Source organism: Dyadobacter sp. HNCC25DJ185 (assembly GCF_056895195.1).
The window spans coordinates 164,323-190,349 of the sequence record NZ_JBXHAR010000002.1 but is presented as its reverse complement, the minus strand read 5'-3'; the positions used below and the strand labels follow the sequence as shown (position 1 = coordinate 190,349).

The window sequence follows — 26,027 nt, the reverse complement described above, 5'->3', positions numbered from 1 at the left end:
AATCCGACAACGGCGTTCTTAGTTGATCTATTGTCTTAAAAAATGTTAAAAATGCCTTATCACACTTTCCGTCCTTTTTTTGAAATTGCATGTCGCCGAAATCGCAACTCAGCGTCCTAAACTCTTCCAGCATCGTGAAGCAAATCAGATTTCTTTCCGGATTATTCATCATCACCTTATTTTGCCTGGCATCGGTTCCCCGGAAGGAGTTGCCGGTTTTTTTAGAAGTGCCGCACCCGGGTAGTTTGCAAATCCAGTCGGATCCTGTCAAAAGCGGCCCCGATTCGAGCCGGTTTACGTACACCACGTTGGTTTCGGGCCTGGACGAACCCATGGAAATGGCGTTGCTGCCCAATTACGATATGGTGATTGTGGAGCGAAAGGGTGCGGTCAAATATTTCAATAACACCACCAAAGAGCTTTCCGCCATAGCGCAGTTCAATGTTTTCAGTGGCATTGAGGACGGGTTGCTGGGCGTGGCAGCTGATCCGGATTTTAGGAATAATAACTGGCTCTATTTTTATTATGGAGTGGCAGGAGATAAGAGTATCAGTCAATTGGCGCGTTTCGAACTGAAAGACAAGAAATTGGTGCAGGCCTCGAAAAAGGTGTTGCTGGAGGTTCCTACCCAGCGTAAATATTGCTGCCATTCAGCGGGTTACCTCACGTTCGATGCCGACGGGTTGTTGTATCTGTCGATCGGGGACAATACCAATGCCGAGGAAATAGAGGGGCATAACCCCACGGACGAGCGTCCGGGCCACGAGCTTGCCGACGATCAGGGCGCCACGGCCAACAGTAACGATTTCAGAGGTAAGATCCTGCGCATTAAGCCGGAGGCAGATGGGTACAGCATTCCGGATGGCAATCTTTTTCCGAAAGACGGTTCCAAAGGCAAGCCTGAAATTTATGTCATGGGCGTCCGCAACCCTTTCCGCATTTCGGTTGATCCCAAAACCAAATATGTGTATTGGGGCGACGTGGGGCCGGATACTGAAGTCCCGGCGAGTGAAGGGAAGTTAAGTTATGACGAGATCAACCAGGCTCGCAAGCCGGGATTTTTCGGGTACCCCTATTTTTTGGGAAATAATGAGGTATTTCCCGATTATGATTTTGAAACAAAAAAGGAAGGCCCGGGAAAGGACCCGCTTCGCCCTATAAACGATTCTCCCAACAACAAGGGCGTAAAGGAATTGCCCCCGGCTCAGCCTGCATTTATCTGGTATGGGAAAGGGCCTTCCAAAAAATGGCCGATGGTTGGGAAGGGAGCAGCCAGCGCCATGGCAGGGCCTGTTTATTACAGTGACCAATATCCCAATGCACCCTTTAAGCTGCCTGATTATTACAATGGCAAATTGTTCATTTATGAATGGATCCGCAAATGGATTATGGCGGTTACAATGGATAGTAATGGAGATTACGTAGCGATGGAGCCTTTTTTGCCGCAACTGAAAGTCGTTGCGCCGATGGATATGCACATTGCCCCGGATGGCGCCATATATCTTCTGGCTTATGGTACCAACTGGTTTGCCAGGAATACAGATTCAGGGATTATCAGGGTGGAATATTCGGAAGGGAACCGCAATCCGAGTGCTAAGGTGGATGTAGAAGGCAGCACGATTGGTGCCGCACCATTGACAGTCAGGCTTTCGGCCAAAAATTCCAAAGATTTCGATGCAGGCGATGCATTGACCTATGAATGGAAATCGGGAAATGTCATCAAAAAGGAGACAAACGCAACATTCACATTTACAAAACCGGGCGTTCATCAGATCATTCTTACGGTTACAGACCGGAATGGGGGAAAATCGACGGCTACGACAGAAGTTAAAGTAGGTAACGCGCCCCCTGCTGTTAAAATCGAAACGACCGGGAACCGTAGCTTTTACTGGGATAATGCTTCTCTGACTTACAACATAAAGGTTTCCGATAAGGAAGATGGCAAAATTGATCCTGCGCAAGTCAAGGCCAGCTTTCACTATCTGCCATTTGGAAAAGACCTTGCCAGTGCGCTGTCGGGTGCGGATGACGACATTCCTTATGCAGCGACGGCAAAACTTTATGCCTCATTGGATTGCAAATCCTGTCACACGATCTCTACAAAGTCCATTGGGCCAGCTTTAACCGATGTTTCAAAAAAATACCGAGACCAGGAAAATGGCCAGGATTTTCTTGCCAGAAAAATCATTTCCGGTGGGAGCGGCAACTGGGGGTCTTATCCCATGCCGCCTCATCCCGACCTGACCCTAAAGGATGCGGGTGAACTGGCGGGTTATATATTGTCTTTGGGTAAACCGAAAAAGACAACGCCGCTGTCCGGCACAATCAGGCTGAACGAGCATATTGGCAAAGGAAATGAAGGTGCTTATGTGCTTCAGGCTTCCTATACCGATAAAGGCGCAAACGGAATTGAGCCGCTGAAAACTGCCGGGTATATCGTTTTGAAAAGCCCGCTGGTGCAATTGGAAGATTACCAGGAAGGTAACGCAGGTGTCGTGATCGCGACATTGAACACCGGTTTCGTTTCCTACATTGCCAACATCACCAATGGGAAATATGTACGGTTTAACGAAATCGATCTGAAAGGGATCAGGGCGATCAGGCTAAGGGTGCAGGAGCATGGTGCGGGAGGGACCATTGAGCTGAGGCAGGATAGCAAGGAAGGATTACTTCTCGGAAAAACAACATTGGCTGCAGGCGAGATTGCAGATTTGAAACAAGGCTGGAAAGAAATAGTACTGCCGGTCAGCGGAGGCGCTGGTCTGCACGACTTGTATTTTGTTTTCAGAAACGAAAAGGCGAAAGGCCCGCTCTTCCATATCGACTGGATGTATTTTGAGCAGTAACCAGGTTTTTTTTCCGCTTTCGTGAAACTTCGGCATCCGTGGCTCAAAAAGAAACTCATAACACACAGAAGAAATGAAAAAACAATCAGCAGCCTTTGTGATCTTTTACTTATTGATCGGGTTCAGGCTTGCCGCGCAAACGGTTACCGAAATCCGGAAATTTCAGGTCAGGGAGGCAAAGCAGGCGGTTGCTGTGGATGGAAAGTCCTTCTACGTGATCAATAACAGCACGATCAGTAAATACGATAAGCAGGACGGAAAGCTCATCAAAACCTGGGACGGGGCCGGTGAAGGCATCAAACACCTGAACAGCGGAGTCGTGATCAAAGGCAGAATGTATTGCGCCAACTCCAATTACCCGGAGATCCCGATGGCGAGCTCGGTCGAGATTTTTGACGTCAATACCATGCAGCATGTGGGCACCCATAGCTTTGGTATCGCACAACATGGCTCATTAACCTGGCTTGACCAGAAGGATGGATTCTGGTGGATTGGCTTTGCACATTACGCGGGTAAGGAGGCGAGCGAAGGCAGGGACGTACGCTGGACTTCGCTGGTCAAATATGATCTGGAATGGAGACAGCTCGAAGCCTGGGTTTTCCCAAAGAACCTGGTGGAGCTGTTTACGCCAAAAAGTAACTCGGGCGGTGCGTGGGGAAGCAATGGCATTCTCTATTGCACCGGGCATGACAGGGAGGAAGTGTATGCCTTAAAAATTCCGAAATCGGGCTATACGCTGGAATACGTAGGAACATTGCCCGCACCCATCCAGGGTCAGGGCATCGCGATTGACCATTCTGTCAAAAATAAAACCTTGCTTTATGGCATCAGACGCGCCGAGAACAGCGTGACATTATCAGAAATCAGGTAATTCAACAGACTCTTTATGAAAATCAGGACATTGACCTTTTTTGCTTTACTCATTGCGGTTCAGCTCTCGCTCGCAGCATGGGGTCAAAACAAAACCAAGACCGGGACAAAGAAACCCCGGAACAAGACGCTGATTGTATTTTTTGACGGGCTGAGACCCGATTATATCACGGCCGGGCAGATGCCTAACTTATTTGCGTTCAAAGAAAAAGCTTGTTTCGGCAAGCAGCATCACAGCGTTTTTCCGACGGTCACGCGGGTCAATTCCGCTTCCTATGCAACCGGCTCATACCCCGGGACGCACGGGATATTGGGCAACTCAGTGTATTTTCCACAGGTCGATTCCACCAAAGCCATTGGTACCAGCTACGGTGACCTCAGCCGGGCTGCCAGCACGATTTCGGGGCCGTTGCTGACGGCACCAACGTTGGGAGAGATTTTGGAATCGGCGGGAGAAAAAATGGCGGTTTTCAGCTCAGGTACAACCGGACAGGCCTTTTTACAAAACTATAAGGTGAGCGGCGGTGTCATTGTCAATCCTGACTTGATTCTTCCAAGAGGATTTAAGACGCAGGTAATGAGTGGCATTGGAGCAGTTCCGACAACGGGATCGGAAGATTTTAACCGTCACAAATGGGTAACGGATGCATTGCTGAAATACGGAATTGCTGAAAACGCGCCGCTGGTCAGTGCGATCTGGCTTTCGGATCCTGACGGCGCAGCACACGACAACGGCATCGGCTCGCCGCAGGCTGTGGAAGCCATTCAATTTGTGGACAGCCAGTTTGGGCGCATCCTGGAAGCCTTACAAAGCCGGGGATTGGCTGACCGGTACAACATTATTGTTTCTACGGACCACGGATTTGTAACGCATGTAGGAAGCATTAATCTTTCCGATTTCCTGATTCAGGAAGGTCTGAAAAAGGACAAGGATTCCGATGATGTGGTGCTTGCGGAAGGCAGCATTTATGTGAAAAACCACGACCCTGAACAAATCCAGAAAATCGTTTCAGCGCTTCAGAGGGAAGAAATTTTCGGGGCCATTTTTACCAAAGCCAAAGCGGCGGGCGATATGCACGGCTGGATCGAAGGGACACTTTCATTTGATGCGATCCATTTCAATCATCCGCAGCGCACCGGGGATATTTTGGTCGAGATGGATTGGAACGACCACAAGAACGACAAAGGTTTTGAGGGAACCGACTACACCAAAGGAAAAGCGGGGCACGGTGGTTCGAGCCCTTACGAGATCCACATTGCACTGTTTGCCAAGGGCCCGGACTTCAAAAATGCCGTTATCACGGAACTGCCTACGTCCAATATCGACATTGCCCCGACCATTCTGGGCATGTACGACCTCCCTGTTCCTGACCAAATGGATGGTCGGGTGATCTCGGAAATCCTGAAAAAACGGGGTAAATCTCCGGGAACGGCAACGAAAGAAATCGTGAAAACCGGCATCCAGTATCCGTGGGGCATGTATAATCTTTTTCTGGAAATGACTGTTCTGGGCAAGTACCGGTACTTTGATTACAGCAGGACTGAGCGGGTTTTTACGAAATAACATCCGCATATCTTGTTCAGAAAGCCGGATTGTGCATCGCTGCGCAGTCCGGCTTTTTTATTTTTCCTTTGGTTAATTCACCCCCTGCCGTTTGATAATCAATCCTTTTCCTCCATCAAATATATTTCATATTGCCTGAAAGTAACTGATGGTCATTTGTCATAGTACATTGATCCGGTTGACTGGGAAGTTGTTATTCATTCATCAAAAAAACAAGATCCTATGAGGCAAAAAAGTACACCAAAAAGTTTCAAAAATCCACTCCAAATCCCAGGAACTAGCCGGGTCATTTGGAGTCGATTTACATTTAAACCTTTACGAAAATGGTAAAACTAAAACTAGGATTGATTGCAATTGTTTTGGCTGGTTTGTGTATCGGCTGCAGAGTGAAGCAGGTCCTGCCTGATGCGACTGAGGAAGGGAAGAATACTTTCGGGGTTAAGATTGACGGGAAGGTTTGGTTGCCTGCAGGAAGTTTTGATATTCTTGGCGGGGACAAAATCCATTCGGGGTATTACAAGGACGAAGGCTTATTTGGCATAACTGCACAAAAGGCTACTAATGAGGAGGTAATTCAAATTACCGTCCTAAATGTAAAGTCCGTGGGGACTTATTCTCTCAGTATTGACGAAAAGAAAGGCGCTCCTACTGAGTATGATGGAAAACTAGTTGACGATGACTATTACCCATACGCCGGAGGAATAAACAAAGTCAATATTACCAAGTTGGATACAGTCAATAAGATTGTATCAGGGACCTTCGAAGTTCAATTGAAGGGCAAAAAGACAAATGCTATTAAAAATTTAACACAAGGTATTTTCGATGTCAAATATGGAAACTAACAATTCTACCAAATTATTTATTTTGGTTTGTTTATGCATTGCTTCTATGAAAGCTAATGGACAGGGCAACATTCCTATTACTGCCGACATTGGGTACGCAGCTGCAGTCAATGAAGTAAAAACACATTTTTCTGTACCTGGTGCAACACCTGGCTCTGCAGGTGATCCCTATTCTTACCAGGTGGCTAGTGGGAGTTATTCTATTTATTATGCTGACAAGAATAAATCAGGTAAAATAATAAGGCCTATTATTATTGCAGAAGGCTTTGATCCTAACGACCAATACAGTACAGATAATGTTATTCAGTTAATGAATGGCAGCGGATCAAGTTTTGATGCTGTGGCTAAAAACTTAAGAACTCAAGGATACGATCTTGTTGTGCTGGATTATGACGATGGAGGTCAGCTAATTCAAAGAAATGCATTTCTGCTTGTAAAACTGATTCAGCAAATTAATGCTATAAAGAATTCAACCTGCCCAATCATTCTGGCCGGATACAGTATGGGAGGAATTGTTTCAAGATATGCCCTGAACTATATGGAGGCAAACGCGCTGCCTCATAATGTAGGATTATTCTTTTCATTTGACGCTCCCCAACGTGGGGCCAACATTCCTTTGGGAATGCAGGACATGATTAACTGGCTTGATAACAATATAGCCACTTACGGTTTAAGCCCGGATATTCAAAAGCAGGTTAGATCCATACATTCCTACGCTGCACAGCAAATGCTAATATATCATACGGATTATGTTGCGGGTGACAACGTCACTGTAAATCCTGCATTTACAGCATTCTATAACCAGATGAAAGGGTTGGTTGGTGGAAATGGCTATCCCAGTGACTGCAAAAAGATTGCAGCGAGCCTAGGGAATTGGACAGGTCTTGGACAAGCCTATATGAATAATGCGGACAAATGGACTGATCATACAGGAGTCGTTTTGCCTACTAATCCCCTTGCTTTCAATTTTACGGGGGCTAATAATGCGCCCTTTATCGGATACGCTCTTGCCGGACAAGCCGCCCCGCTTCCATACAATATCACAGTCCCTTTTTCCGGATTACCATTTGGAGTGATGTACATATCAGTGGCCAGTGCGATCTTTACAAGCAGCTATCAGACTGGTTATTACAACGCGCCGATCCCAGCAGATGTAATGCCAGGCAGCTTCACGCCAATTTTTAAGGAAGTTGCGGAAAATCTGAATGGCGTTGGTGTAAACTCAAATATTCGAATGCCCAATGGCTGTTTTATACCCACCGTGAGTGCCCTTGACTTTGAGACAAACAATTGGTATCACAATATTTCCGCCGATCCTAATCGCATGGCGAAAACGCCATTTGCATCTATATTTGCAACAGTCGATAATTTTGATCATAAACTCCCTCTTTTATTTCATTTCGCACTGGCCGACTGGATTTTAAACGAAGTTTCAATTTTCAATGCAACGGTTCCTGTTTGTGTAGATCCGGCGCTGCCTGTAACTTTGATTGATTTCTCTGTAAAGCCAGAACATAAAACAGCATTGCTTCTGTGGCAGACGACTTCGGAAATCAATTTCGATCATTTCAATGTCGAGCGAAGCCGGGATGGAAAGAATTGGTCAGATATTGGTGCTGTGCGTCCTTCAAATGATGGGACATTAAAGGGTATTTATTCTTTCACAGATCAAAACCCATATCCTGGCAATAATTATTATCGCTTGAAAATGATCGATAAAGATGCCTCATTTGCCTATAGCCATACGCAAGAATTACAATTTGAAGATGATAAAGTAATTCTTTATCCAAATCCGGTTAAGAGTGACGGAAAGCTTTCGCTATTTACTGGGGATGAGCGGATTTTAAATGTAAGTATTTATGACCAGCAAGGCAGGAGGTTATATTATTTAGAAACGATTGTTGATGAGATTAATATTAAAAGTTTCAATCCAGGTCAGTATGTAGTGAAAATTGTTTTTGAAAATGGTGTTGAAAGAAGTCATATGATTGTGAAGGAGTAATTCCTGAATTGGATTTCCTTGCAGCTTCTTACCTTGATTTCACGATTGCAGCTAGTCGCCAGTGTTGAAACCCTGGCGGGGCCACCTTGAGGGGCCACCCTGGCTTGGGAGATGAGATGGGTCGTGCTGCTGGCACTTTTTGCATTGTGCCAAAGTGCCAGCGGCACGATCAATCTCTTTGCCCTGGGATTTATCCCTGGGCAACCGATAGCAAAGAAAAATCCTAAAAAGTGCCAGCGGCACGAACGATATCTTTCAGTAGATAAATCTCCAAATTCGATTGCAACAGTACCACGCTGGTTAAATTCCAAATTTACGCAGATTGTAAACCAGGCTAACCAAAAAATACCGCTTCAAAACCCTGCTTTGGACGTCTTCGATGTAAGATTCGCCCGTATTCCTTACCAAACTTCGGTTCTGGTCCAAAATATCAAAAACCTGTAAGCGGACTTCCCCCTGGCGTCCTTTGAGGAACTGCCTGGCAATGGATGCGTTCCATAGTGTAAACTTCTGATTGTATCCTGCTGATCTGCCGGAAGTTGCCGTGTAGGTTAGGTCGGTGGCCAGCACAAAACGGAACGGTAACTGCCCATGCAGGTCGGCTGTCGCATACCGGGACCAATACCTGGTGTTTTGTTGCGGTAAGAGGGAATAGTTTGCCTGCTGGTAACTGATCCTGCCCATGATCCCATAGTCGATTTTGCCGGTGTAATTGGACTGTACCCGCAATTCCTGGCCCACGGTTATATTCCGCGTCATATTGTTCTGGTTGTTGATCGGGCTGTTGTTTTGTGCCAGATTTGCAAGGGTAGTAAGGCTCACGGTCATCTTCAGCGGATTAAGGCGCTGGCTCCATGCCAAAAAGCTATTGAATGCGCGATAGCCTTTTGTATTCACGGGTTGGGAAATCCGCACGCCATTGTCGGCTATGATTGTAGCCGAATTGATGTGGCTGCGGCTCATGTTCAGGTTTCCGGAAATGAACAGGCTTTTTTGTCCGGCATCGGCCGAACCATTGTAGGTAAATGTAAGAGTATGGTCATATTCGGGGCGAAGTGCGGGATTTCCAACCTTGATATTCAGTGGGTTGGTGTTGTCGGTAACGGGTTGCAGCTGGCTTGCCGACGGGGGCGTGATCCGGGTCCGGTACTGTAACCTGATATTCCTGTTTCCTGAAAACGTGTAGCTGAACAGTGCATTGGGCAGGAAATGGGTATAATTTCTGCTTAGCAAGGAGTCGCTCGTCCGGTTTTCCGCCGATAATCTGGCCTGCTGTAAGTCGAGCCCGAAGGCGTAATTGTACTTTAACCTGCGTGTTTGCAATGCTGCGCCGGCGCGATGGGCCGAAAACAATCCGGCAAACCGATTACTGAGCGTTGAATCCGGTACGCTGTACATTTCGTTTTCGTCATTTCTGTCAAACACTTCCCTCGACTGTCGGCTCAGGCTGCGAATAAATGTGTATTTAAACTCCATCTTTTTATTGAGCGAAAGGGGCTCTGTAAACGACACGGTGAGCGTATTTTGCAAAGCGTAATTGTTCTGGTGGCTGCGCTGGTCCAGCTGCCTGGTCACTGGTTTGCTGCCGGCTACCTCGTAGAAGGAGTTGAAGGACCGGTTGTATGCCATACTTTTTCCGTTATTCAAAACCGAATTCAGGTTAGCGGAAAAGGTCCGGCCTTCCTTTGCCAATTTGCGCATCAGCAGGAGATTGTTGTAACCATTCAGGCCATTGCTGTTCAAATTGTAATGGGTACTTCCGGCGTTGAGCGAATCTCCGACTGGGAGATATGAAAAACTATGGTTCCGGCTCTCATAAGCGGTTGTTTGCCAGGAAATATTGGGCGACAGGCGTAGGCTGGTCAGCGAATCGAGCTGCCAGTCTAAACGGCCGGCGACACGATGTGTGATAATATTGTTCCGGTTATCATTGTTTTGATCTGTGAGGAACGATTGGCCGGGTACTATATTCTCCCGGTGGCTTTTCTGGTCGGTGGTGGTAATGGCCTGGTTTACAAAATAACTGGAAGCCATTTCGGCTCTTTTTCCCCATCTTGGCCTGGAGCCTTCGGTCCGGTAATTGATCCCGGCTGCCTTCACTTCGGTGATATTGGAAGGGGAAGTGTTCAGATCCTGCACGCCTGAGCCTGGTTCGCCACCGCCTCCCTCTGGCAGCGTAAAGTTCTGCTGGTTCAGGTTATTCGCCTGGCCTATCAGCGAGAGCTGCTTACCGGGGCCGCCATTACTGTTGTTGAACCTATTGACGTTCAGTCTGCCCAGGTATCTTGCTGCATTGCCAATTCCCGCGGCATTCTGGCCAAAATAGCCTTTGCCTTTGTTTTTTTTGATCGTAATGTTGATCGTGCGCTCCCGGTTTCCATCGTCAATGCCCGAAAATTGCGATTGGTCGGAGGACTGGTCGTAAACCTGCACCTTATCCACGATCTCGGCAGGCAGGTTTCGCGTCGCCATTTTCGGGTCGTTCCCAAAAAACGGTTTGCCGTCGACCAGTACTTTGCTCACCGCCTGACCATTGGCCCGGATACTGCCGTCTCGGCCGACTTCCATTCCGGGAAGTTTCTTAAGCAGTTCTTCCACCTGGGCATTGGGTTCTGTCTTGAATGATCCGGCATTGAATTCCAAAGTATCCGCCTTGATGGTGACTGGTGCACTTTCCTGTTTGATCACCACTTCATTCAGCTGCGTCCCTTGTTCGTCCAGGAAAATCGTGTCGGCGGCAATACGCGCTTCCCCATTCACGGAAACTGTTTTCGAACCATTACGGTAACCGACAAACGTTGTCAGCAGTCGGTAGGTACCCGGCGACACATTTTTCAGCCGGAAACGTCCGTCCCCATCTGTGATGGTAGCAGTTACATAGGACGAATCTTTGGCGGTCAACAGCGAAACAGAAGCCGTCCTTAGTGGTTTTTGTTTCGCTGAATCGAGGACAATACCTGTTATTTCCGATTTGGGAAGACTTTTTTGGGCGTACAGCGCGGTTTGGGAAAAGATGGCTGCTAGCAAGGGTAATATCAGTTTCATGGCTAAAAGATGTCGGACCCGGATCAGTTCCCTTCTCCCATCATCACTTTTTGTTGAAAATCAGCGCGCGCTTTTTCCCGGATGTCTGTTAACTGTTCCTTGCTGACTGCCTCGCCCTGTGCCGTCGGCTCCACATTTTTCGGGTCGACGTTTTCTGCACTCACTTTGGTCGCCCTGTACTGCTCCCGACTTCCTTCAATCAGCAGTGCCACGCCTTTTTCGGGGGTGAGCTCCGGAATAGGAGAATAGGTGAGGGGCAGTTCGGTGGTAACCCAGACGGTGTATGTTTCTTTTTTGAAATCAGCGGTTGCTTTCCGGCAGTTATATCCTGCTATTTTCCTGGTCTGGTCGGTCCATTGCCAGCCAGGCACGCGTTGTACCGGGGTTTCACTTTTGTAGGTTTTGGCTTCCTTATCCTTGCCGACGGTTACCAAAACAATGGTTTTCTGATTGACCAGATCCACAAATGCCTGTTCCTCAAAAGGTCGCCCCAGGTTTGTCGTTTGCGGTGCGCCGCCCATTCTGCTATCCATGGAACGCCGCAGCATTCCGTTTTGCTCGTCACGGTTTTCTTTGACGAAGGTTTGGGTGTACAACACTTTTTGCCCGAAGGTCCGGGTATCGGGTATATCCGTTGGAAAGTTGGGGTCGCCGGGCTTAAGCTGCTCCCCGTTGAATACGATCCGGATATTTGCAGGATCTACTTTCCTGACTACTTCATAATTGATCTGGCCCGAAAGCTGGCCATATGCCTGAACATTTGCTGCAAAGAGCAAAGGGAAAATGAGTGTTTGGATTTTCATGACAATCGCTGATTTTGATTTATGGATCAAAGGTCGGGCGATGCTTTGTTAGGCACTGGTAATTAGTGTTAAATAGTGTTATGAAACCATTTGGTTCTAGGAGGGACTGATCGTGCTGGTCTTACCCGCCACTAAGTAATTTCATAGACAGCCGCTTTCTCCGTATAGTTAGAAGGGTTACCTTTGTTATCTATACACTCAACTTCCTGTTTGCGAATGATCTACGCTATTTATTTCAGGATCTTATTGTTGGTATTTCTGGTATCGGCCGGTGGCTGGCTGTTGATTTATTATTTCGAGGCGCCTGAAATTCCAAGAAGGAGAGCAGACCGGCTTGTCCTGGGAATAACAGGCGCAACTTTCGTGATCAGGTGCTTGTATTTGCGGGATATGGAACTGGATGTTGACACGAGCACCTGGCTTAGCGCGGTGATTTCCTTCAATCATTACCCCGATAAACTCTGGACGCTACTGAACTACACCGACGCGCGCCCTCTCACCGTTTTTCCCCTTATTGCAGGAAGCTGGCTGGGCCTGCCGGTCAGCTACACCAGCGCGGAGCTCATTGGCTTGCTACTTTGGCTGGGTACCTCTTACCTGTTTTACCGTACTTGTCTGTTTCTTGTTGGCCCAGCGGTCAGCATCTTTGCGGTTAGCAGTTTATGTCTTTATATCGCAACCGTCTCCCCCGATTTATCAGCCTATAATTCGGAGCAAGTCAGCATTCTGATGCTCATGTTGGGTATCTACGGGCTGGTTTGTTACGTCCATGGAAAATGGAAGGGCAATTGGACCGCTTTTCTGATGGGCTGTTTACTGGGCAGTCTGATCTACGCCAAGTTTCAAAACGTCCCGATGGGCATGCTGATCGGGGTTTTTCTGATTTTTTTCATGGTGCAGGCTGCCAGGTGGCGCAATGTGGTTTTTCTGATCACCGGAAGTGTATTGCCGACGTTGCTAATCAATGGCTATTACGCAGCCCAGGGCCAGCCGGGTGTTTTCTGGAATTCGTATTTCTGGAATTATTTCTACTACTCCTACACCACCCAGTTTTCTTCTATGCCCATACAGGAGCGTTTCAGTCTGATGAGAATATTCCGTTTCATGTTTTACTGGGCCAATTCCCGTATCTACTTTACAGTATTCGCATTGCTCATCCCTGCCGCCCTTTTGATCAGTTTAAGGCAGATCCCGGGGCTTGCCAACCGGCAAAAGCAATGGCTTCTCTTTGCGCTTCTTTTGTTGTTATCGTCTATGTATGCGGTTTTGCAGGCAGGCAACGACTTTCAGCACTATAAATTTTATCTGTTTGTGCCCCTGCTGCTTTTCAGCGCGATCCTGATTGCCATCAGTGAGCCGGTTGTACAGAAATACCTGATGCTCTTTCTGCTCTTAGGTAGCCTGGGGCAGACAGCCGTGAATATCAAATACCTCAATCCCTACATAGACGACCCGAACAATCTGGTTTTGGATCAAAATTTGATTGGAAGTATCAATAGAAACAGTAAGCCGTCGGACGCGGTGATCATATGGGGCTGGCGTGACAAGCTGCATGTCATCACAAAGAGACCAATGGGTTACCGCGATGTCCATCCGTTTCATTTTTCGATGAAATCGCCCCTGGTACCGTATTGGACAAAGGATTTCCTGTTCGATGTGGAACAGAATAAGCCCGAATTGTTTATCGAAGCAATGGTCCCGAACTATTCCGAGCGCGGCAATCTATTTTTGTCGCACGACAAAGTCCCCGTGGTCCGTGAATATGTGGAGCGGCATTATGATTTTCTTGAGCGGTTCAATGGGGTTTTGGTTTTTAAGAGGAAGAAGGAGAGGTGATCCTTTAACCACTGCTATTTAACGTTAAATAGTGTTAAACCCCTCAGAAACAATATCTGTCGATCGTAGATTTGTGATACTATGAACGTACGGATACGGGCGATTTTCTGGCTGATGACCATTTGCATTGTGTCGATCAATGCATTTCAGGGTTATTGGCTTTGGACTACTTATCAGCTGAACAGGCAGCAATTTTCCCGTACTGTCCAGGATGCATTGTTCCAGGTTTTGGAAGGGCAGCAAGTGGCGGAGGCCGACAGGCTTTTCAGCAAAAAGTTAGGCTTATCGGGGAACGAAAAGCGCGTGATCATCCGCCGGGACGATTATCCGGGAGGCCGAGAAGTCCGTTTGTCCTACAACCATGCAAGGGATACTGTTGGTCGTGAGCCAAAATCCAGTCTTACGGATACATTGGCGCGGCGCATTTCAAAGATTCTGGTACAAGGCTGGGCAGAAGGTGATCATATCAACTTAAAAAAGATTGAAAAAGCTTATCGGGCAGAGCTTTCCAGGCGCTCCGTCGCGGCCGGTTTTACATTGGATACGTTAAGGATTACCCCCCCAAAATCTAGTAAGAATGTGCTGATTTTCGATAGCAAACCCTACGGGTCGAAGCAAGATGGTTTGGTGAGAACGGCACCCTTACCGATCAATCCGGTGCAGCACTTGTTTGTGCAGGCTTCTTTTACCACGCCCGTCCCTTATTTGTTGCAGAGAATGGGCTGGCTACTCGGCGGTTCTGTCTTTTTGTTGTTTCTGACTACGGGTTGTTTTCTGCTGATGCTGAACACCATCCTGAGGCAAAAGAGATTGTCGGAAATCAAAAACGATTTCATCAATAACATGACCCACGAGCTCAAAACGCCCATTGCGACCGTCACCGCCGCCGTTGAAGCCCTGATGAATTTTGGCATTTTAAATAATCCCGTAAAAACCAGGGAATACCTCGCGATTTCTCAAAATAACCTGATCCGGCTCTCTGATCTTGTCGAAAAAGTCCTGAACCTGGCCGTGGAGGAAAAGCAGGAAATGAAACTGTATCCCGAGCCGGTTAACCTCGCCGAAATGGTGAGTGACCTGACGAACAATTACCGGGTGCGTGCAGCGAAACCAGTGCGCTTTGATTTGCATATCCCGTCAGGAGTGACGGTTTCGGTGGATAGGATGCATTTTACCAATGTGATTAACAACCTGATTGACAATGCGATCAACTACTCTTACGATAAAGTAACGGTCTGTTTCAAGTTCCGTGAAGAAGCGGAAGGCTGGCAACTCGCGGTAGCTGATAATGGGATTGGTATTGCAAAAATTCATCAAAATGCGGTTTTCGACCGGTTTTTCAGGGTTCCCACGGGAAATTTGCATACGGTGAAGGGGTTCGGACTGGGGCTGGCCTACGTCAGGCAGGTTGTCGAAAGGCACGGAGGTAAAATCAGCTTAGCCAGCGAGCCCGGGAAAGGCAGTGAGTTTATCTTAACATTTTAACCTATGCCGAAAGTTTTACTGATCGAAGACGAACCTGCTCTTGGAATGATTGTCCGCGACAGCCTGACATTCAGGGGATTTACGGTGATTTATGCTGAGAATGGCCATGACGGACTGGCACAATTTCGCGCAAACCAGCCCGATATCATTGTAGCCGATGTCATGATGCCGGATATGGACGGGTTTACGATGGCTGAACGCATTAGAGAGGACGATCCGGATATCCCGATCATGTTTCTCACGGCCCGCTCGCAAACGGCCGATGTGGTACGCGGATTTGAGCTGGGCGGCAATGATTATCTCAAAAAACCATTTAGTCTGGACGAACTGGTCGTGCGGGTCCATGCGCTGCTGCGTCCCAGGAATTATAGGATGGAGATCACTTCGACGGTAAATGTCGGCCAGTATGCTTTTGATCCCGCCAAACAAAAACTGACGTTCAATGGTCACGAGGCGCTTCTTTCGCACAGGGAGGCCGAGTTGCTCCGGCGGTTGTTTGAACAAAAGAACCAGGTGCTCGAACGCAGCTCCGTATTAAAGGAATTGTGGGGTGACGATTCGTTTTTCAATGGACGCAGCCTCGACGTTTTCATTACCAGGTTACGACGTTATTTGCGCGAAGATCCTAAAATACAGATCGTCAATATTCGGGGGATCGGGTATAAGCTGATTGTCTGAGCATAAAACGGAGAGGCTTTGCGTCAGAATTTGGCTCGCCGGCGTACTAAACGCTGAAGAACATTTACAACGGCACCAATCTAACTCAATGATGAATTCCTTTTTTAAGACAATCCAAATGGCCAACCTGCGCGTCATTGCCTGGGCGCTGACCGCCTTCCTGATTTCCTGCTCCAAAGACAACGATACGGTAAGTCCCGGCGGGACAAATGCCGATGGAACCACCAGCATCGACAGTGTTTCCACGATTTCTACTGCCGTAGAAGGCAATACCGATCCGGCGGCTGACGAAGAGGACCTGGTGGCTAATTCGACCTTTTCTTCCGTGGTAACCATTCAGTTTGGAACCACGGTAACGATTACCAATCCGCTTGCCGCCGCCGGTGTAACGGCTACGGAAACCAATGGGGACGTGGTCATTACTGCCACAGTCGCGGAAGTGGAATATGTGGTTTCTGGCACAACCACCAACGGTTCGGTCAAGATTTACAGCGACAAAAAATTCAAACTGACTTTGAACGGGGTGAATATCACCAATTCCGATGGCCCGGCAATCAATATACAGTCGAAAAAGAGGGCATTTATTGTTGTTAATGATAACACAACCAATACATTAACCGATGGTGCGACATATGCCGCCAGCGGCGAAGAAGATATGAAAGCTACATTGTTTGCAGAAGGCCAGATGATTTTCAGTGGAACGGGCAGCCTCAGTATCAAAGGAAATTACAAGCATGCCATCGCCAGCGACGACTATATCCGGGTGATCAGCGGTCATATTACGGTGACTGGAGCTGCGTCTGATGGAATCCATGCCAATGACGCATTTATCGCTGATGGCGGGACAGTGAATATCACGACTTCCGGTGACGGGATCCAGTGCGAAGAAGGTTATATCGTGATCAATAACGGCAATTTTACCATCAAAGTGGCGGATAAGGCCATCACCGCCAACTGGGATACCGATGCCAGCATTGATCCCTTTGTCACGATCAACGGCGGCACTTTCAATATCACCTCTTCAGCCGGAGAAGGCATAGAAAGCAAGAGCACACTGACGATCAATAACGGCGATTTTACAATTAAAACAGCCGACGACGGACTGAATGCGGGAACAAAGCTGAACATCAATGGAGGTAATTTGTATGTGTACAGTACTTCCAATGACGGAATCGACAGCAATGGCCCGATGACGATCACCGGCGGGAAAATCATTTCGGTAGGAGCGGCATCGCCTGAGGAAGGGTTTGATTGTGACCGGAATACGTTTAAGGTTACAGGTGGGGTCATGGTGGGTATAGGAGGGGCGACGAGCTCTCCTACCGCCAGTGTAAGTACGCAGCCTTCCGTGATCTTGGGAGGCGCTTCTGCCAACCAGATTTACCACATCCGGTCCGACGATGGCGCGGAAGCATTGACTTTCACAGTACCGAAAACTTTTACAACCATGCTGTTTTCAAGTCCGAAATTGAAACTCAACACCACATACAGCGTCTACACGGGTGGAAGTGTATCGGAAGGTGTAGATTACAACGGACTATTTCTGGCCGGCAGCTACACCGACGGGACCAAAGGGACTTCATTTACCACCAGTTCCATGGTAACCTCTGCAGGAGGCAGCAATGGCCCCGGCAGGTAATTGCAGAATTATTTCTGATGAACCGCAGGGCCGGGTTTCGGAAAAACTTGGTGAGTCCCGGCCCAGCGGCTCCATAAGGCGGTCAATTCCTTTACCTTTTCAGGATTTTCTGCGGCAAGGTTATTGATTTCCGTCCGATCCGCTGCAAGGTCATACAAATGCCAGGTCGAATCGCTGGCAAGAGATACCAGTTTCCAATTGTCCCTTCTTGCATATCTGGCCCCGAAATGCTCATTGAATAAGGTCGAATGCCCTGTTGTTTTCTTGCCCGAAAAGGAGGGGACCAGGCTGATCCCTTCGGTCGGTTTGATCGGGTTTCCTTTGTAAGTTTCAGGATATTTCGCGCCAGTCAGTTCGCAAAATGTTTTCATCAAATCTATCACGTGCCCGACGTGATCACTGAAACTGCCTTTTTTCGCAGTAATACCTTTCGGCCAGCATGCAATCATGGGGCTGTTGACACCGCCTTCGTACGATTCGGCTTTCCAATACCGGTAAGGTGTATTGGATACTCCCGCCCAGCGCGGTCCGATGGAAGTGTATGACGTTTGCGGGCCTGGCATTACCTGCTTTTTGGTAGCATAAACGATCTCTTTGCCGTTTCTGGTCTGATTTGGACGGTCAAAACCAGGGCCATAATTGGCGCAGTTCTCCGGGCTGGCGCCATTGTCGGTCAGGAATAAAATGAGTGTGTTGTCGAGTTCACCGGTTTGTTTCAATGCATTGATGATCCTTCCGATACCCTGGTCCATGTTATCGATCATGGCAGCATGTACAGCCATCGCCATGGCGTCCCACTCTCTGGTGGGGTTATCTTCCCAATTGATCGCGCTTTTTGGTTTTTCAGGCAGCTTGGTTTTTACAGGGTCGATCAATCCAAGTGCAATCATTCGTTTGTAGCGTGCCTCGCTGATCGCGTCCCAGCCGATCTTATAGGTATCCTTGTATTTCGCAATATCCTCTGGCTTGGCCATGAGCGGCCAGTGCGGCGCGTTTTGCGCAATGTATAGGAAGAAGGGTTTGTCTTTTTTCGAAAATGCTCTGATGTAGGAAACCGTCGTGTCGTTGATTGCGTCAGTATGGTAATAGTCCTCCGGAACTGTTTTCACAGGCTCAACTCCATTCACCAGACTGAACGGATCAAAGAAATCGATCACACCCCAGATGGTACCGAAGAATTTGTCGAAACCACGGTTCACAGGATATTGTTCGATGGGCGAGAATGCACCGAAATCTTTCTGGTGGTTAAGCCAATCCAGCTGGTCCTGCTTGTTGGGCTGGACTAATGTATTGGATACATGCCATTTACCGACCATGCCGGTTTGATAACCAGCGGTTTTTAAAACTTCGGCCAATGTGACGGTATTTTTTGTGATATGTCCCTGGTAACCCGGCAGATCTTCTGCGTCCGTCATTTTTCCAATACCGGCTTGTTGGTTATAAAGACCGGTCAGTAAAGATGCTCGCGTCGGGCAGCACCGGGAAGTATTGTAAAACTGACGGTAACGGATTCCATTTTTAGCCAGAAAATCAACGTTTGGCGTTTGGATTTCTCCACCGTAACAGCCCAGATCGGAATAACCCATATCGTCGGCGAGGATGACAATGATGTTTGGGCGTTCCGGGGCCCGATTTGAAATATCAGGATTTCTGGTTTTCCAGGCAAAAAGAGCTGTGAACCCGATGATTGATGTTACTAAAAAGAAAAGCTTGTGTAGTTTCATTCAGGTTTGGGTTTGATATCGGAAAGATCATTGGTCAGTGACCAGATTTCGTCTTTCACTGTTGTCACTTCAGTCTTGGGATCTTTGGCAATGACCGATCGTACTACTTTCAGGAAGGTTGGCCAGCCAGTATTTAAATCGACGTAACTCGTAATGTACGTTTCCATTTTCATGTCCAGTGCCGCCAGTTCCTTTTGAAATTGGTCGTTTTGTTCAGCCCCGGCTTCGGCCCGTGATTTTTGCAGAAATGTAGCGTACTCGGCCATGTAGTCTTTCATATCGGCATATTTCTCGATATCAAAACGGGCTTCATTGGTAGAGTCGAGGGAGGTCAGATACAGGTAACAATCATAGTTTATCGGCTTTGCGCTGAAAACCTGCGGCATTTTTTCCTGGTAGTTCAACGTGTCGTTGATACCCGAAGTGTAACCGTGAAGATTATGGAAGTAGCTGACATACACCTCATAAACGCTGCTAAAAATGGCCTTGCCATTCACTAGCTTAGCCATCATCGCTTCAAAAACTTTCCGCTCCGCTTCTGTCTTGGGTTTAAATTGCTCTTTCGCCTTGGCGCTGATCAGCTGCATGACTTTGTCCAGTTTTTCTTCCACGACCTGTCTGTTCACATAGGATGTGATGGCACCGTTGGCGTCTGTGTCGTAGTATAATTCGAGGTCTTCTGCCGTCAGGTTCAGGTCGCTGAAATCGATGTTCGGGTCCTTCGAGGTGTCGCGCTTGTTTTCAAGCATCCGGTAAGAAAGCTTAAACGAATGGGCTGTCGAATCGGAGACTTCAAATTGGACGATACAATCCAGTTCTGTTTTTTCCGACATCAGGCTGTCCTCCTGAAACTGTTTTGTGATTTTCCGCGCCCTGAATTTCCTTTGTTCGCCCTTTTGCCACTGGGCGACGACGTGCACTTTTCCGACAGTCGTGTCCTGAGAAATCCATCGCACATCGCTGATGCTTTGTGCAGAAGTTAATGATGGAATGAAAGCTAAGGCCAGCAGGAGAGGGGTAAAAGCAGAACGTATTTTCATAGGGAGGTTTGAATACGGGCCTAAGATATCACACTTGTCAAAACAGAATCATGTTTAGGTAACTTTTTATTACTTGGTTTTCATCAAGATGAGCAGAAGGCGGGAGCTTTTGGAAGAGAGTGTGGTTGCTAGGGTTTCCGGATTGCTTGGATTGTTTCGTGTGGCAGCATTTTTCTGTGGGCGCCGGTATGTATGTCTGCCAGTCTGTGGGTCTATCTGTCTGTAGGGATTGAAATCCCTACTTAGGATATCGGTCATGCCTGCCGGCATTTTTTGCTTGAAACCTATTTTCGATTACCTTGGGATTTATCCCGGGGACGCAAAACCCTTCAAACCACATAACGGTACATCAGCAAATAAGTCTCGCCCTGCGTAAAGACCGACCTCTTCCATTCGTAGGTTTTGGGATCAATCTTTGTCAAGGTGGCTATGTTGTCCTTTTCAATATTGTTCGTTTTCCGGTTGTAGACGTAAATTTTAACACTTTCGAGCTCCCCTCTCAGGAAGTGGATTTTGACATCCATTTCGTCGATCCCTTCTTTGAAATAGTTATGCATATTGAAAAACGTGAAGTCATAGTCTGTCCTCATACAACCCTCCCAATTGGGTTCATGGAGTTCCAGGTAAAATTTCTCTCCCCAGCCTATCGGAGTGCCAAAGCGCATGGTATATACTTTTATCCTGTCCCCGTTATACGTAATGTCCGGGATCAGCTCGCTCCGGGTCATGGTGTCGGGCGAGTTGTAGTATTTCAGCCTCATCGATTTACTGTTGATGGAGGATCCGCCTATCCTTTTGACAATCAGTCCCGAAGACAGCTTTTGTTTTACGTTTTTACCTATGTAAATGCGGGTTTGCCACACATTGGCGCCGTCAATGTACATGTCCTTGCGGATCAGGCTGATTTTGTGTTGCTCGTCGTAATCCGGCACGCCCTCGATCTTTTTCTCAACAAATGAATCGACGAATTCAAACATGAATTGCTCGTCGGTGAAGGTTTTCAGATTTCCACTGCTTTGTCCTTTCTGGAGATATTCGTGAACGAATGCGAGCCCGATTGCCAGAACGGATAAGCCGGCCAGGCCCATCAGCCCTACTTTTTCTTTGATATCCAGCCAAAGTCCCAATAAAGTCAGAATGGCAACATAAGCGCCTATTAATTTGATCAGAGTCGCATGCTTGAAATTAGAAAACATGGTATCGGGACGGTGAGTAATAATTCATCCACAACTTAACAGAAGTAGAAAAAGAAAGCAAGCCTGAAAACTCACTTCTTCATTGTTCCGGGTGAATGCCAGCTGAAAACATGGTAAGTCGCCGCAGTATTTCCCACGTTTTTGATCGCGTGCATCTGATTGGAAGCCTGAAAGATGACCGAACCAGGGCCGACCTGCTTCATTACGCCGTTTACCAATGCTTCAACAGTCCCCTCCCTGATGATCAGGATCTCTTCTTCGGGGTGTTGGTGTGGTGGATGCGAAGCTTCTCCGGGATTTAATGTCGTGACGTGGCATTCTAGTTCGTCCAATGTGGCGGTTTGTGAGCGGAAGAACGTTCTGACCGAGCCGGTTTTTGTATTTTTGACCGCAATGTCATTCCAATCGAAAATGGAGGAATCCATCACGTTGGTTTTGGAACTGGCAAAAATGACTGTTAATGTCAAACATGCAGTGAATGAAGCAACTAGGAAGTCTCGTTTTGTAATTGTCATGACTTTTTGGTCGAATGGTTTGCGTGTATAAAGTGGTTCTTCTATAAATCCTATCGGTATGTCGCAGGAAACTTACATCGCTATTTTAAGGGGCGTCAATGTCAATGGCAGCAACATGATCAAAATGCCCGCATTGCAGAAAATGTGCGAGCGCGCGGGCTTTGAAGATGTCAAAACGTACATACAAAGCGGCAATGTGCTTTTTAATTATCAAACTTCGGAAACCGGGGAGTTGGCACGACAGATTGAAAGGGAAATTAACGATGAATTCAAACTGACGGTCCCGGTGAATGTACTCGAACTGAAAACGGTCAGGAAAGTGTTCGAAAACAACCCGTTTTTAAAAACCAGGCAAGAAGACATTTCCAAACTGCATGTAACATTCCTTTCCGGAGACGCGGAAACAGAGAAAGCCGACAAAATTGACACCGAAAAATACCTGCCCGACGAGTTCATTCTTTCAGACCGGGCCATTTATCTGTTCTGTCCCAATGGTTATGGGCAAACCAGGCTGACCAATCATTTTTTTGAAAATAAACTCAGGCTCACCGCTACAACCCGCAATTGGAAGACAGTCACGGAGCTGGTGAGGCTGGGAGGAGAACTGGCAGCAAAACGCTGACCCTTGGATAATGGACGGAGAAATGGTATTCTTGGCTTCAAATGCAAATCTCAAATCCAAAATTCCGCCTTACTTCCGCTTAACAAATCATGAAAAACAAATCAAGACGCCGGTTTTTACAAAATGCCGGCTTGGCTACCCTGGCGTCCATATCGCCCCTGACGGCCGAGCCTGAAAGGACGAAAGAGTTGTTCATACATCACGTCTATTTTTATCTGAAAGAACCCAACAATGCCCAACATGAGGCAAAATTGCTGGAAGGGCTTCATAAGCTCGCCAAGGTCCCGACGATCCAGTATGTACATATCGGCAGGCCTGCCCAGACAAGCCGCCCGGTGATCGTCAGAGATTATACGTTTTCATGGATGTGCTTTTTCAAAAACATTATCGAAGAAGAAATTTACCAGACCCACCCGATTCACCTGGCTTTTATAGAGGAGTATTCCGGTTTGTGGGAGAAAGTGGTTGTCTACGATTCGGTTGGACCAAAAAAGGTCTCGTAGAATGACCGTGAACTGGTTTCCGAAACTACTTAATTTGTTTATCCTGGTTCTCATAAAATAATTCGGTCCTGCCTTTTGATATTACTTATTAATTTTATTGAAAATTATTTAACTTGCTGAAATAAAGGAGATTGTGTGTAGTTCCTTTGGTTAACTGTGACCCGCCATTCCCTCAATTTACAGAGCTAGTAAAGGCTGCAATGCTAATTTGACGGCTTTCCGAAAATCAAATTAACAAAGCAATCTATATGACCGAACCGACTTGTGCGCCAGTTAGCAGGCTGGTCAAAACCGACATCGTATTATTTCTATCAGCGTTCCAGTTTTTCCCCGTCCATTTCTCCAGCCATGCATAAATTCGCTTTTTTAGTGCATTTGCGTAGTTACCGTGAGGATTTGGGCGAAATGTGGCGCCCTTTGGGATGGATTCCCGAGCGGGTATATCGTTTTCTTTTGCGCAACCGCCCACTCAGTCCTTTCATATGGAGCGAGGTGCAGCTCACGCCAGGCTTTGACGAGCCGGAAGGATACATCATAATGGTTCCTTATTCGGGAAAACAACTTCTTGAACAACAAAAGCAAATGCTGCCGCTGATCAAAGAAGCGCTCGATCTGGCTGTATCAAAAGGAGCGAAGGTGGCAGGTTTAGGCGCCCTTACTTCGCCTGTGACGTTGGGTGGTAAACTTTTGGCGGGCACTTCGAACCTCGCACTGACTAACGGCAATGCGTATACCGCCGTGGTCCTTGAGAATAAAATTGCGGAATTGGTCCACACCAGGACAGCCAGCCGACCTTTGGTAGCGATTGTTGGCGCAACCGGAAGCGTTGGTTCGCTGGTTACGTTGCTTCTTGCAAGACACGGCATTTCGGCAGATGTATTGCTGATTGCCAGAAACAAGCGAAAGCTGTCCCGACTGGCTGCCGAAATGGCCGCTGTGAATGGTCAGATCAACCCGCTTTTGTCAACTGATATGAGTGACGCGGGCCGGGCTGATGTAGTCGTGCTTGTGACCAGCTCGGCAGAAAGCACTTTGGATGTTACCCGGCTGAAGCGAAACACGGTGGTGGTCGACGCCACCCAACCCCGCAATATCAGCCAGGAAGCATGGAGGGAAAGGCCTGATATTACTTTGATAGACGGCGGGCTGGTTTCAGTCAATCATTTGAAGACAAACAAAATAGGTCGTTTGGGATTGCCAGAGGGAATTTCTTTTGCCTGCCTTGCAGAGACCATGCTCCTCGCAAAAGCCGGTTGGAACGAAGATTTTTCAATTGGTAACCCTACTTTGGAGCAGGCTGAAATCATGAGCAAGCTGGCGCGCGAGTTCAATTACCTGGGGTTTGGCATTGCACCCGATCATAGCTTCGGAAAACCGCTGCAACAGATGGCGGCGGATTTCTCGAGCGAGCCTGAAACGCTGCATTATTGATCTTTGTCGTTCAACGTTCCTCCATTACGACTATGCAGGACATCATTTTTAAGCCAGTCCGTTTTCGCAATCTGACGGTCAAAAACCGGCTGTTCCGTTCCAGCATATCCGGCAGGATTGATAACTACGACGGCTCGGGGACGCCCGCGAGGATCAATTGGGAGCGAAAGTTTGCCCGGGGCGGGGTAGGCGCGATTATCAGCTCGCATATCCCTGTGGACCCGTCCCAAAGGATACTCCCCAATTACGCCATGATCGACCGTGAAGAAAGAGTCCCTTTCTGGCGGGATTTGGTGCAAGCCGTCCACGAACACGATTGCAAGTTCATCGGTCAGCTTTCTATGTCGGGGCACCAGCAGGATATAAAAGGTGTAGAAAATAAATACCATTTACCATTGAGCTCCGTCGGCGGCTCGGAGCACTTTCATGGGATTGCGGGCGCGCAGATGTCCCATCATCAGATTAAATGGGCGATTCGTAAGTTTGCCGAAGCTGCAGGCCGCTCCAGATACGCAAACATGGATGGCATCGAGCTGCACGCTTCCAATGGTTATCTCTTCACGCAATTTCTGAGTTCTGCGATCAATAAAAGAAAAGATGAATTTGGAGGGCCGCTGGAAAACAGGGCCAGGTTTCTGATGGAAGTTGTCAAAGCCGTCAGGTTGGAAGTGGGCGATGACTATCACTTTCAGGTCAAATTCAATGCGGCAGACCATCACAGCGATTATATCCTGAATTTCGGGAAGGGCAACACTTTGGCAGACGGTATCCAGGTTGCGCAATGGCTGGAGCGCGCGGGAGTGGACGCATTGCATATTTCAACCGGAAGCCAGTTTCCCCATCCGCGTAACCCAGTCGGGCCCCTGCCTGTGGAAAGCGCAGCGGAAACCTATGTTTCGATGATACCAAGTGGAAAATTGTCTTTTTTTAACTACCTCACATTTCGCTACAAACTCTTCTGGCCGCTTATCAAATGGCTTTGGGCGAGGAGACAGCCGGTTACGAGAGAGGGAATCAACCTCGAAGAATGTCGGGCGATCAAACGGGCCGTACAGATCCCGGTCCTTTGCACCGGCGGGTTTCAAACTGCCCCGGTAATCAGGGCGGCGCTTCAGGATGGGTTTTGCGATGCTGTAACCATTGCCCGGCCCTTGATGGCGAATCCCGATCTGCCGCAAATGTTCGAACAGGGACTCGATGGCCCATCAAAACCCTGCAGCTATTGCAATAAATGCCTCGCACATGTTCTGACAGATCCGCTGGGCTGTTATGACGAGAGCCGTTTCGAAAGCTATCAGTCTATGATCGCGGAAATCATGAGCATATTCAATGAAGAGGTAAAGACAGGCGCATGATGTCTTTTGTTTTTATCTGTCATTGACCAAC

At 47.7% G+C, this 26,027-nt stretch carries 19 protein-coding genes; 13 read left to right on the top strand and 6 right to left on the bottom strand.

Annotated features, from left to right (window positions below):
- The first annotated feature begins 134 nt into the window (after positions 1-134).
- From AC1XUF_RS06105 to AC1XUF_RS06085, 5 genes are all read left to right on the top strand, one after another.
- Positions 135-2,846 carry a PQQ-dependent sugar dehydrogenase gene (locus AC1XUF_RS06105; RefSeq protein WP_483340782.1) on the top strand — a complete coding sequence of 904 codons (2,712 nt, stop codon included), beginning with the start codon at positions 135-137 and terminating at the stop codon, positions 2,844-2,846.
- A gap of 73 nt (positions 2,847-2,919) precedes the next feature.
- Positions 2,920-3,717 (top strand): YncE family protein, encoded by a 798-nt coding sequence (locus tag AC1XUF_RS06100; RefSeq protein ID WP_483340781.1) that lies wholly within the window; start codon positions 2,920-2,922, stop codon positions 3,715-3,717.
- Between the two features lie 15 nt (positions 3,718-3,732).
- Complete coding sequence (locus AC1XUF_RS06095; protein WP_483340780.1) at positions 3,733-5,280, top strand: alkaline phosphatase family protein; 1,548 nt, start codon at positions 3,733-3,735, stop codon at positions 5,278-5,280.
- Positions 5,281-5,603: 323 nt separating this feature from the next.
- Positions 5,604-6,122 carry a Riean_0653 family protein gene (locus AC1XUF_RS06090; RefSeq protein WP_483340779.1) on the top strand — a complete coding sequence of 173 codons (519 nt, stop codon included), beginning with the start codon at positions 5,604-5,606 and terminating at the stop codon, positions 6,120-6,122.
- The gene (locus tag AC1XUF_RS06085) at positions 6,112-8,124 is read left to right on the top strand and encodes a T9SS type A sorting domain-containing protein (protein ID WP_483340778.1); all 2,013 of its coding nucleotides are present in this window, start codon (positions 6,112-6,114) and stop codon (positions 8,122-8,124) included. The genes AC1XUF_RS06090 and AC1XUF_RS06085 overlap by 11 nt, the downstream gene beginning before the upstream one ends.
- A 300-nt stretch (positions 8,125-8,424) precedes the next feature.
- Here the strand turns inward: AC1XUF_RS06085 and AC1XUF_RS06080 are convergent, their stop codons facing one another.
- On the bottom strand, positions 8,425-11,169 hold the full coding sequence (locus AC1XUF_RS06080; RefSeq protein WP_483340777.1) for an outer membrane beta-barrel protein: 2,745 nt from the start codon (positions 11,167-11,169) through the stop codon (positions 8,425-8,427).
- A 23-nt stretch (positions 11,170-11,192) separates the two neighbouring features.
- Positions 11,193-11,972: a GLPGLI family protein gene (locus tag AC1XUF_RS06075; protein ID WP_483340776.1), complete on the bottom strand. Its 780-nt coding sequence runs from the start codon at positions 11,970-11,972 to the stop codon at positions 11,193-11,195.
- Between the two features lie 216 nt (positions 11,973-12,188).
- Here AC1XUF_RS06075 and AC1XUF_RS06070 point away from each other — a divergent pair, with 216 nt between their 5' ends.
- The 4 genes from AC1XUF_RS06070 (at position 12,189) to AC1XUF_RS06055 (ending at position 17,610) form a co-directional block, all read left to right on the top strand.
- Positions 12,189-13,808, top strand: coding sequence for a hypothetical protein (locus tag AC1XUF_RS06070; protein WP_483340775.1), 1,620 nt, complete (start codon positions 12,189-12,191; stop codon positions 13,806-13,808).
- An 81-nt stretch (positions 13,809-13,889) separates the two neighbouring features.
- Complete coding sequence (locus AC1XUF_RS06065) at positions 13,890-15,293, top strand: sensor histidine kinase (RefSeq protein WP_483340774.1); 1,404 nt, start codon at positions 13,890-13,892, stop codon at positions 15,291-15,293.
- Between the two features lie 3 nt (positions 15,294-15,296).
- Positions 15,297-15,971, top strand: a complete 675-nt coding sequence (locus AC1XUF_RS06060) for a response regulator transcription factor (protein ID WP_483340773.1) — start codon at positions 15,297-15,299, stop codon at positions 15,969-15,971.
- A gap of 88 nt (positions 15,972-16,059) precedes the next feature.
- Positions 16,060-17,610 carry a carbohydrate-binding domain-containing protein gene (locus AC1XUF_RS06055; RefSeq protein WP_483340772.1) on the top strand — a complete coding sequence of 517 codons (1,551 nt, stop codon included), beginning with the start codon at positions 16,060-16,062 and terminating at the stop codon, positions 17,608-17,610.
- Between the two features lie 8 nt (positions 17,611-17,618).
- Here the strand turns inward: AC1XUF_RS06055 and AC1XUF_RS06050 are convergent, their stop codons facing one another.
- The 4 genes from AC1XUF_RS06050 to AC1XUF_RS06035 all read right to left on the bottom strand — a co-directional run bounded on the left by AC1XUF_RS06050 (position 17,619) and on the right by AC1XUF_RS06035 (position 22,085).
- Entirely contained in the window at positions 17,619-19,334 is a 1,716-nt protein-coding gene (locus AC1XUF_RS06050) for an arylsulfatase (protein ID WP_483340771.1), read from the bottom strand.
- Complete coding sequence (locus AC1XUF_RS06045) at positions 19,331-20,374, bottom strand: hypothetical protein (protein WP_483340770.1); 1,044 nt, start codon at positions 20,372-20,374, stop codon at positions 19,331-19,333. Before AC1XUF_RS06045 ends, AC1XUF_RS06050 begins: the two co-directional genes overlap by 4 nt.
- A gap of 329 nt (positions 20,375-20,703) precedes the next feature.
- Positions 20,704-21,570, bottom strand: coding sequence for a hypothetical protein (locus AC1XUF_RS06040; protein WP_483340769.1), 867 nt, complete (start codon positions 21,568-21,570; stop codon positions 20,704-20,706).
- 71 nt (positions 21,571-21,641) lie between these two features.
- Positions 21,642-22,085 (bottom strand): cupin domain-containing protein, encoded by a 444-nt coding sequence (locus tag AC1XUF_RS06035; RefSeq protein ID WP_483340768.1) that lies wholly within the window; start codon positions 22,083-22,085, stop codon positions 21,642-21,644.
- Positions 22,086-22,143: 58 nt separating this feature from the next.
- Here AC1XUF_RS06035 and AC1XUF_RS06030 point away from each other — a divergent pair, with 58 nt between their 5' ends.
- The 4 genes from AC1XUF_RS06030 to AC1XUF_RS06015 all read left to right on the top strand — a co-directional run bounded on the left by AC1XUF_RS06030 (position 22,144) and on the right by AC1XUF_RS06015 (position 25,996).
- Entirely contained in the window at positions 22,144-22,707 is a 564-nt protein-coding gene (locus AC1XUF_RS06030; protein ID WP_483340767.1) for a DUF1697 domain-containing protein, read from the top strand.
- An 89-nt stretch (positions 22,708-22,796) separates the two neighbouring features.
- Positions 22,797-23,210 (top strand): Dabb family protein, encoded by a 414-nt coding sequence (locus AC1XUF_RS06025; RefSeq protein ID WP_483340766.1) that lies wholly within the window; start codon positions 22,797-22,799, stop codon positions 23,208-23,210.
- A 348-nt stretch (positions 23,211-23,558) separates the two neighbouring features.
- Positions 23,559-24,641, top strand: coding sequence for a shikimate dehydrogenase (locus tag AC1XUF_RS06020; RefSeq protein WP_483340765.1), 1,083 nt, complete (start codon positions 23,559-23,561; stop codon positions 24,639-24,641).
- Positions 24,638-25,996, top strand: coding sequence for an NADH:flavin oxidoreductase (locus AC1XUF_RS06015; protein WP_483340764.1), 1,359 nt, complete (start codon positions 24,638-24,640; stop codon positions 25,994-25,996). The genes AC1XUF_RS06020 and AC1XUF_RS06015 overlap by 4 nt, the downstream gene beginning before the upstream one ends.
- Positions 25,997-26,027 lie beyond the last annotated feature (31 nt).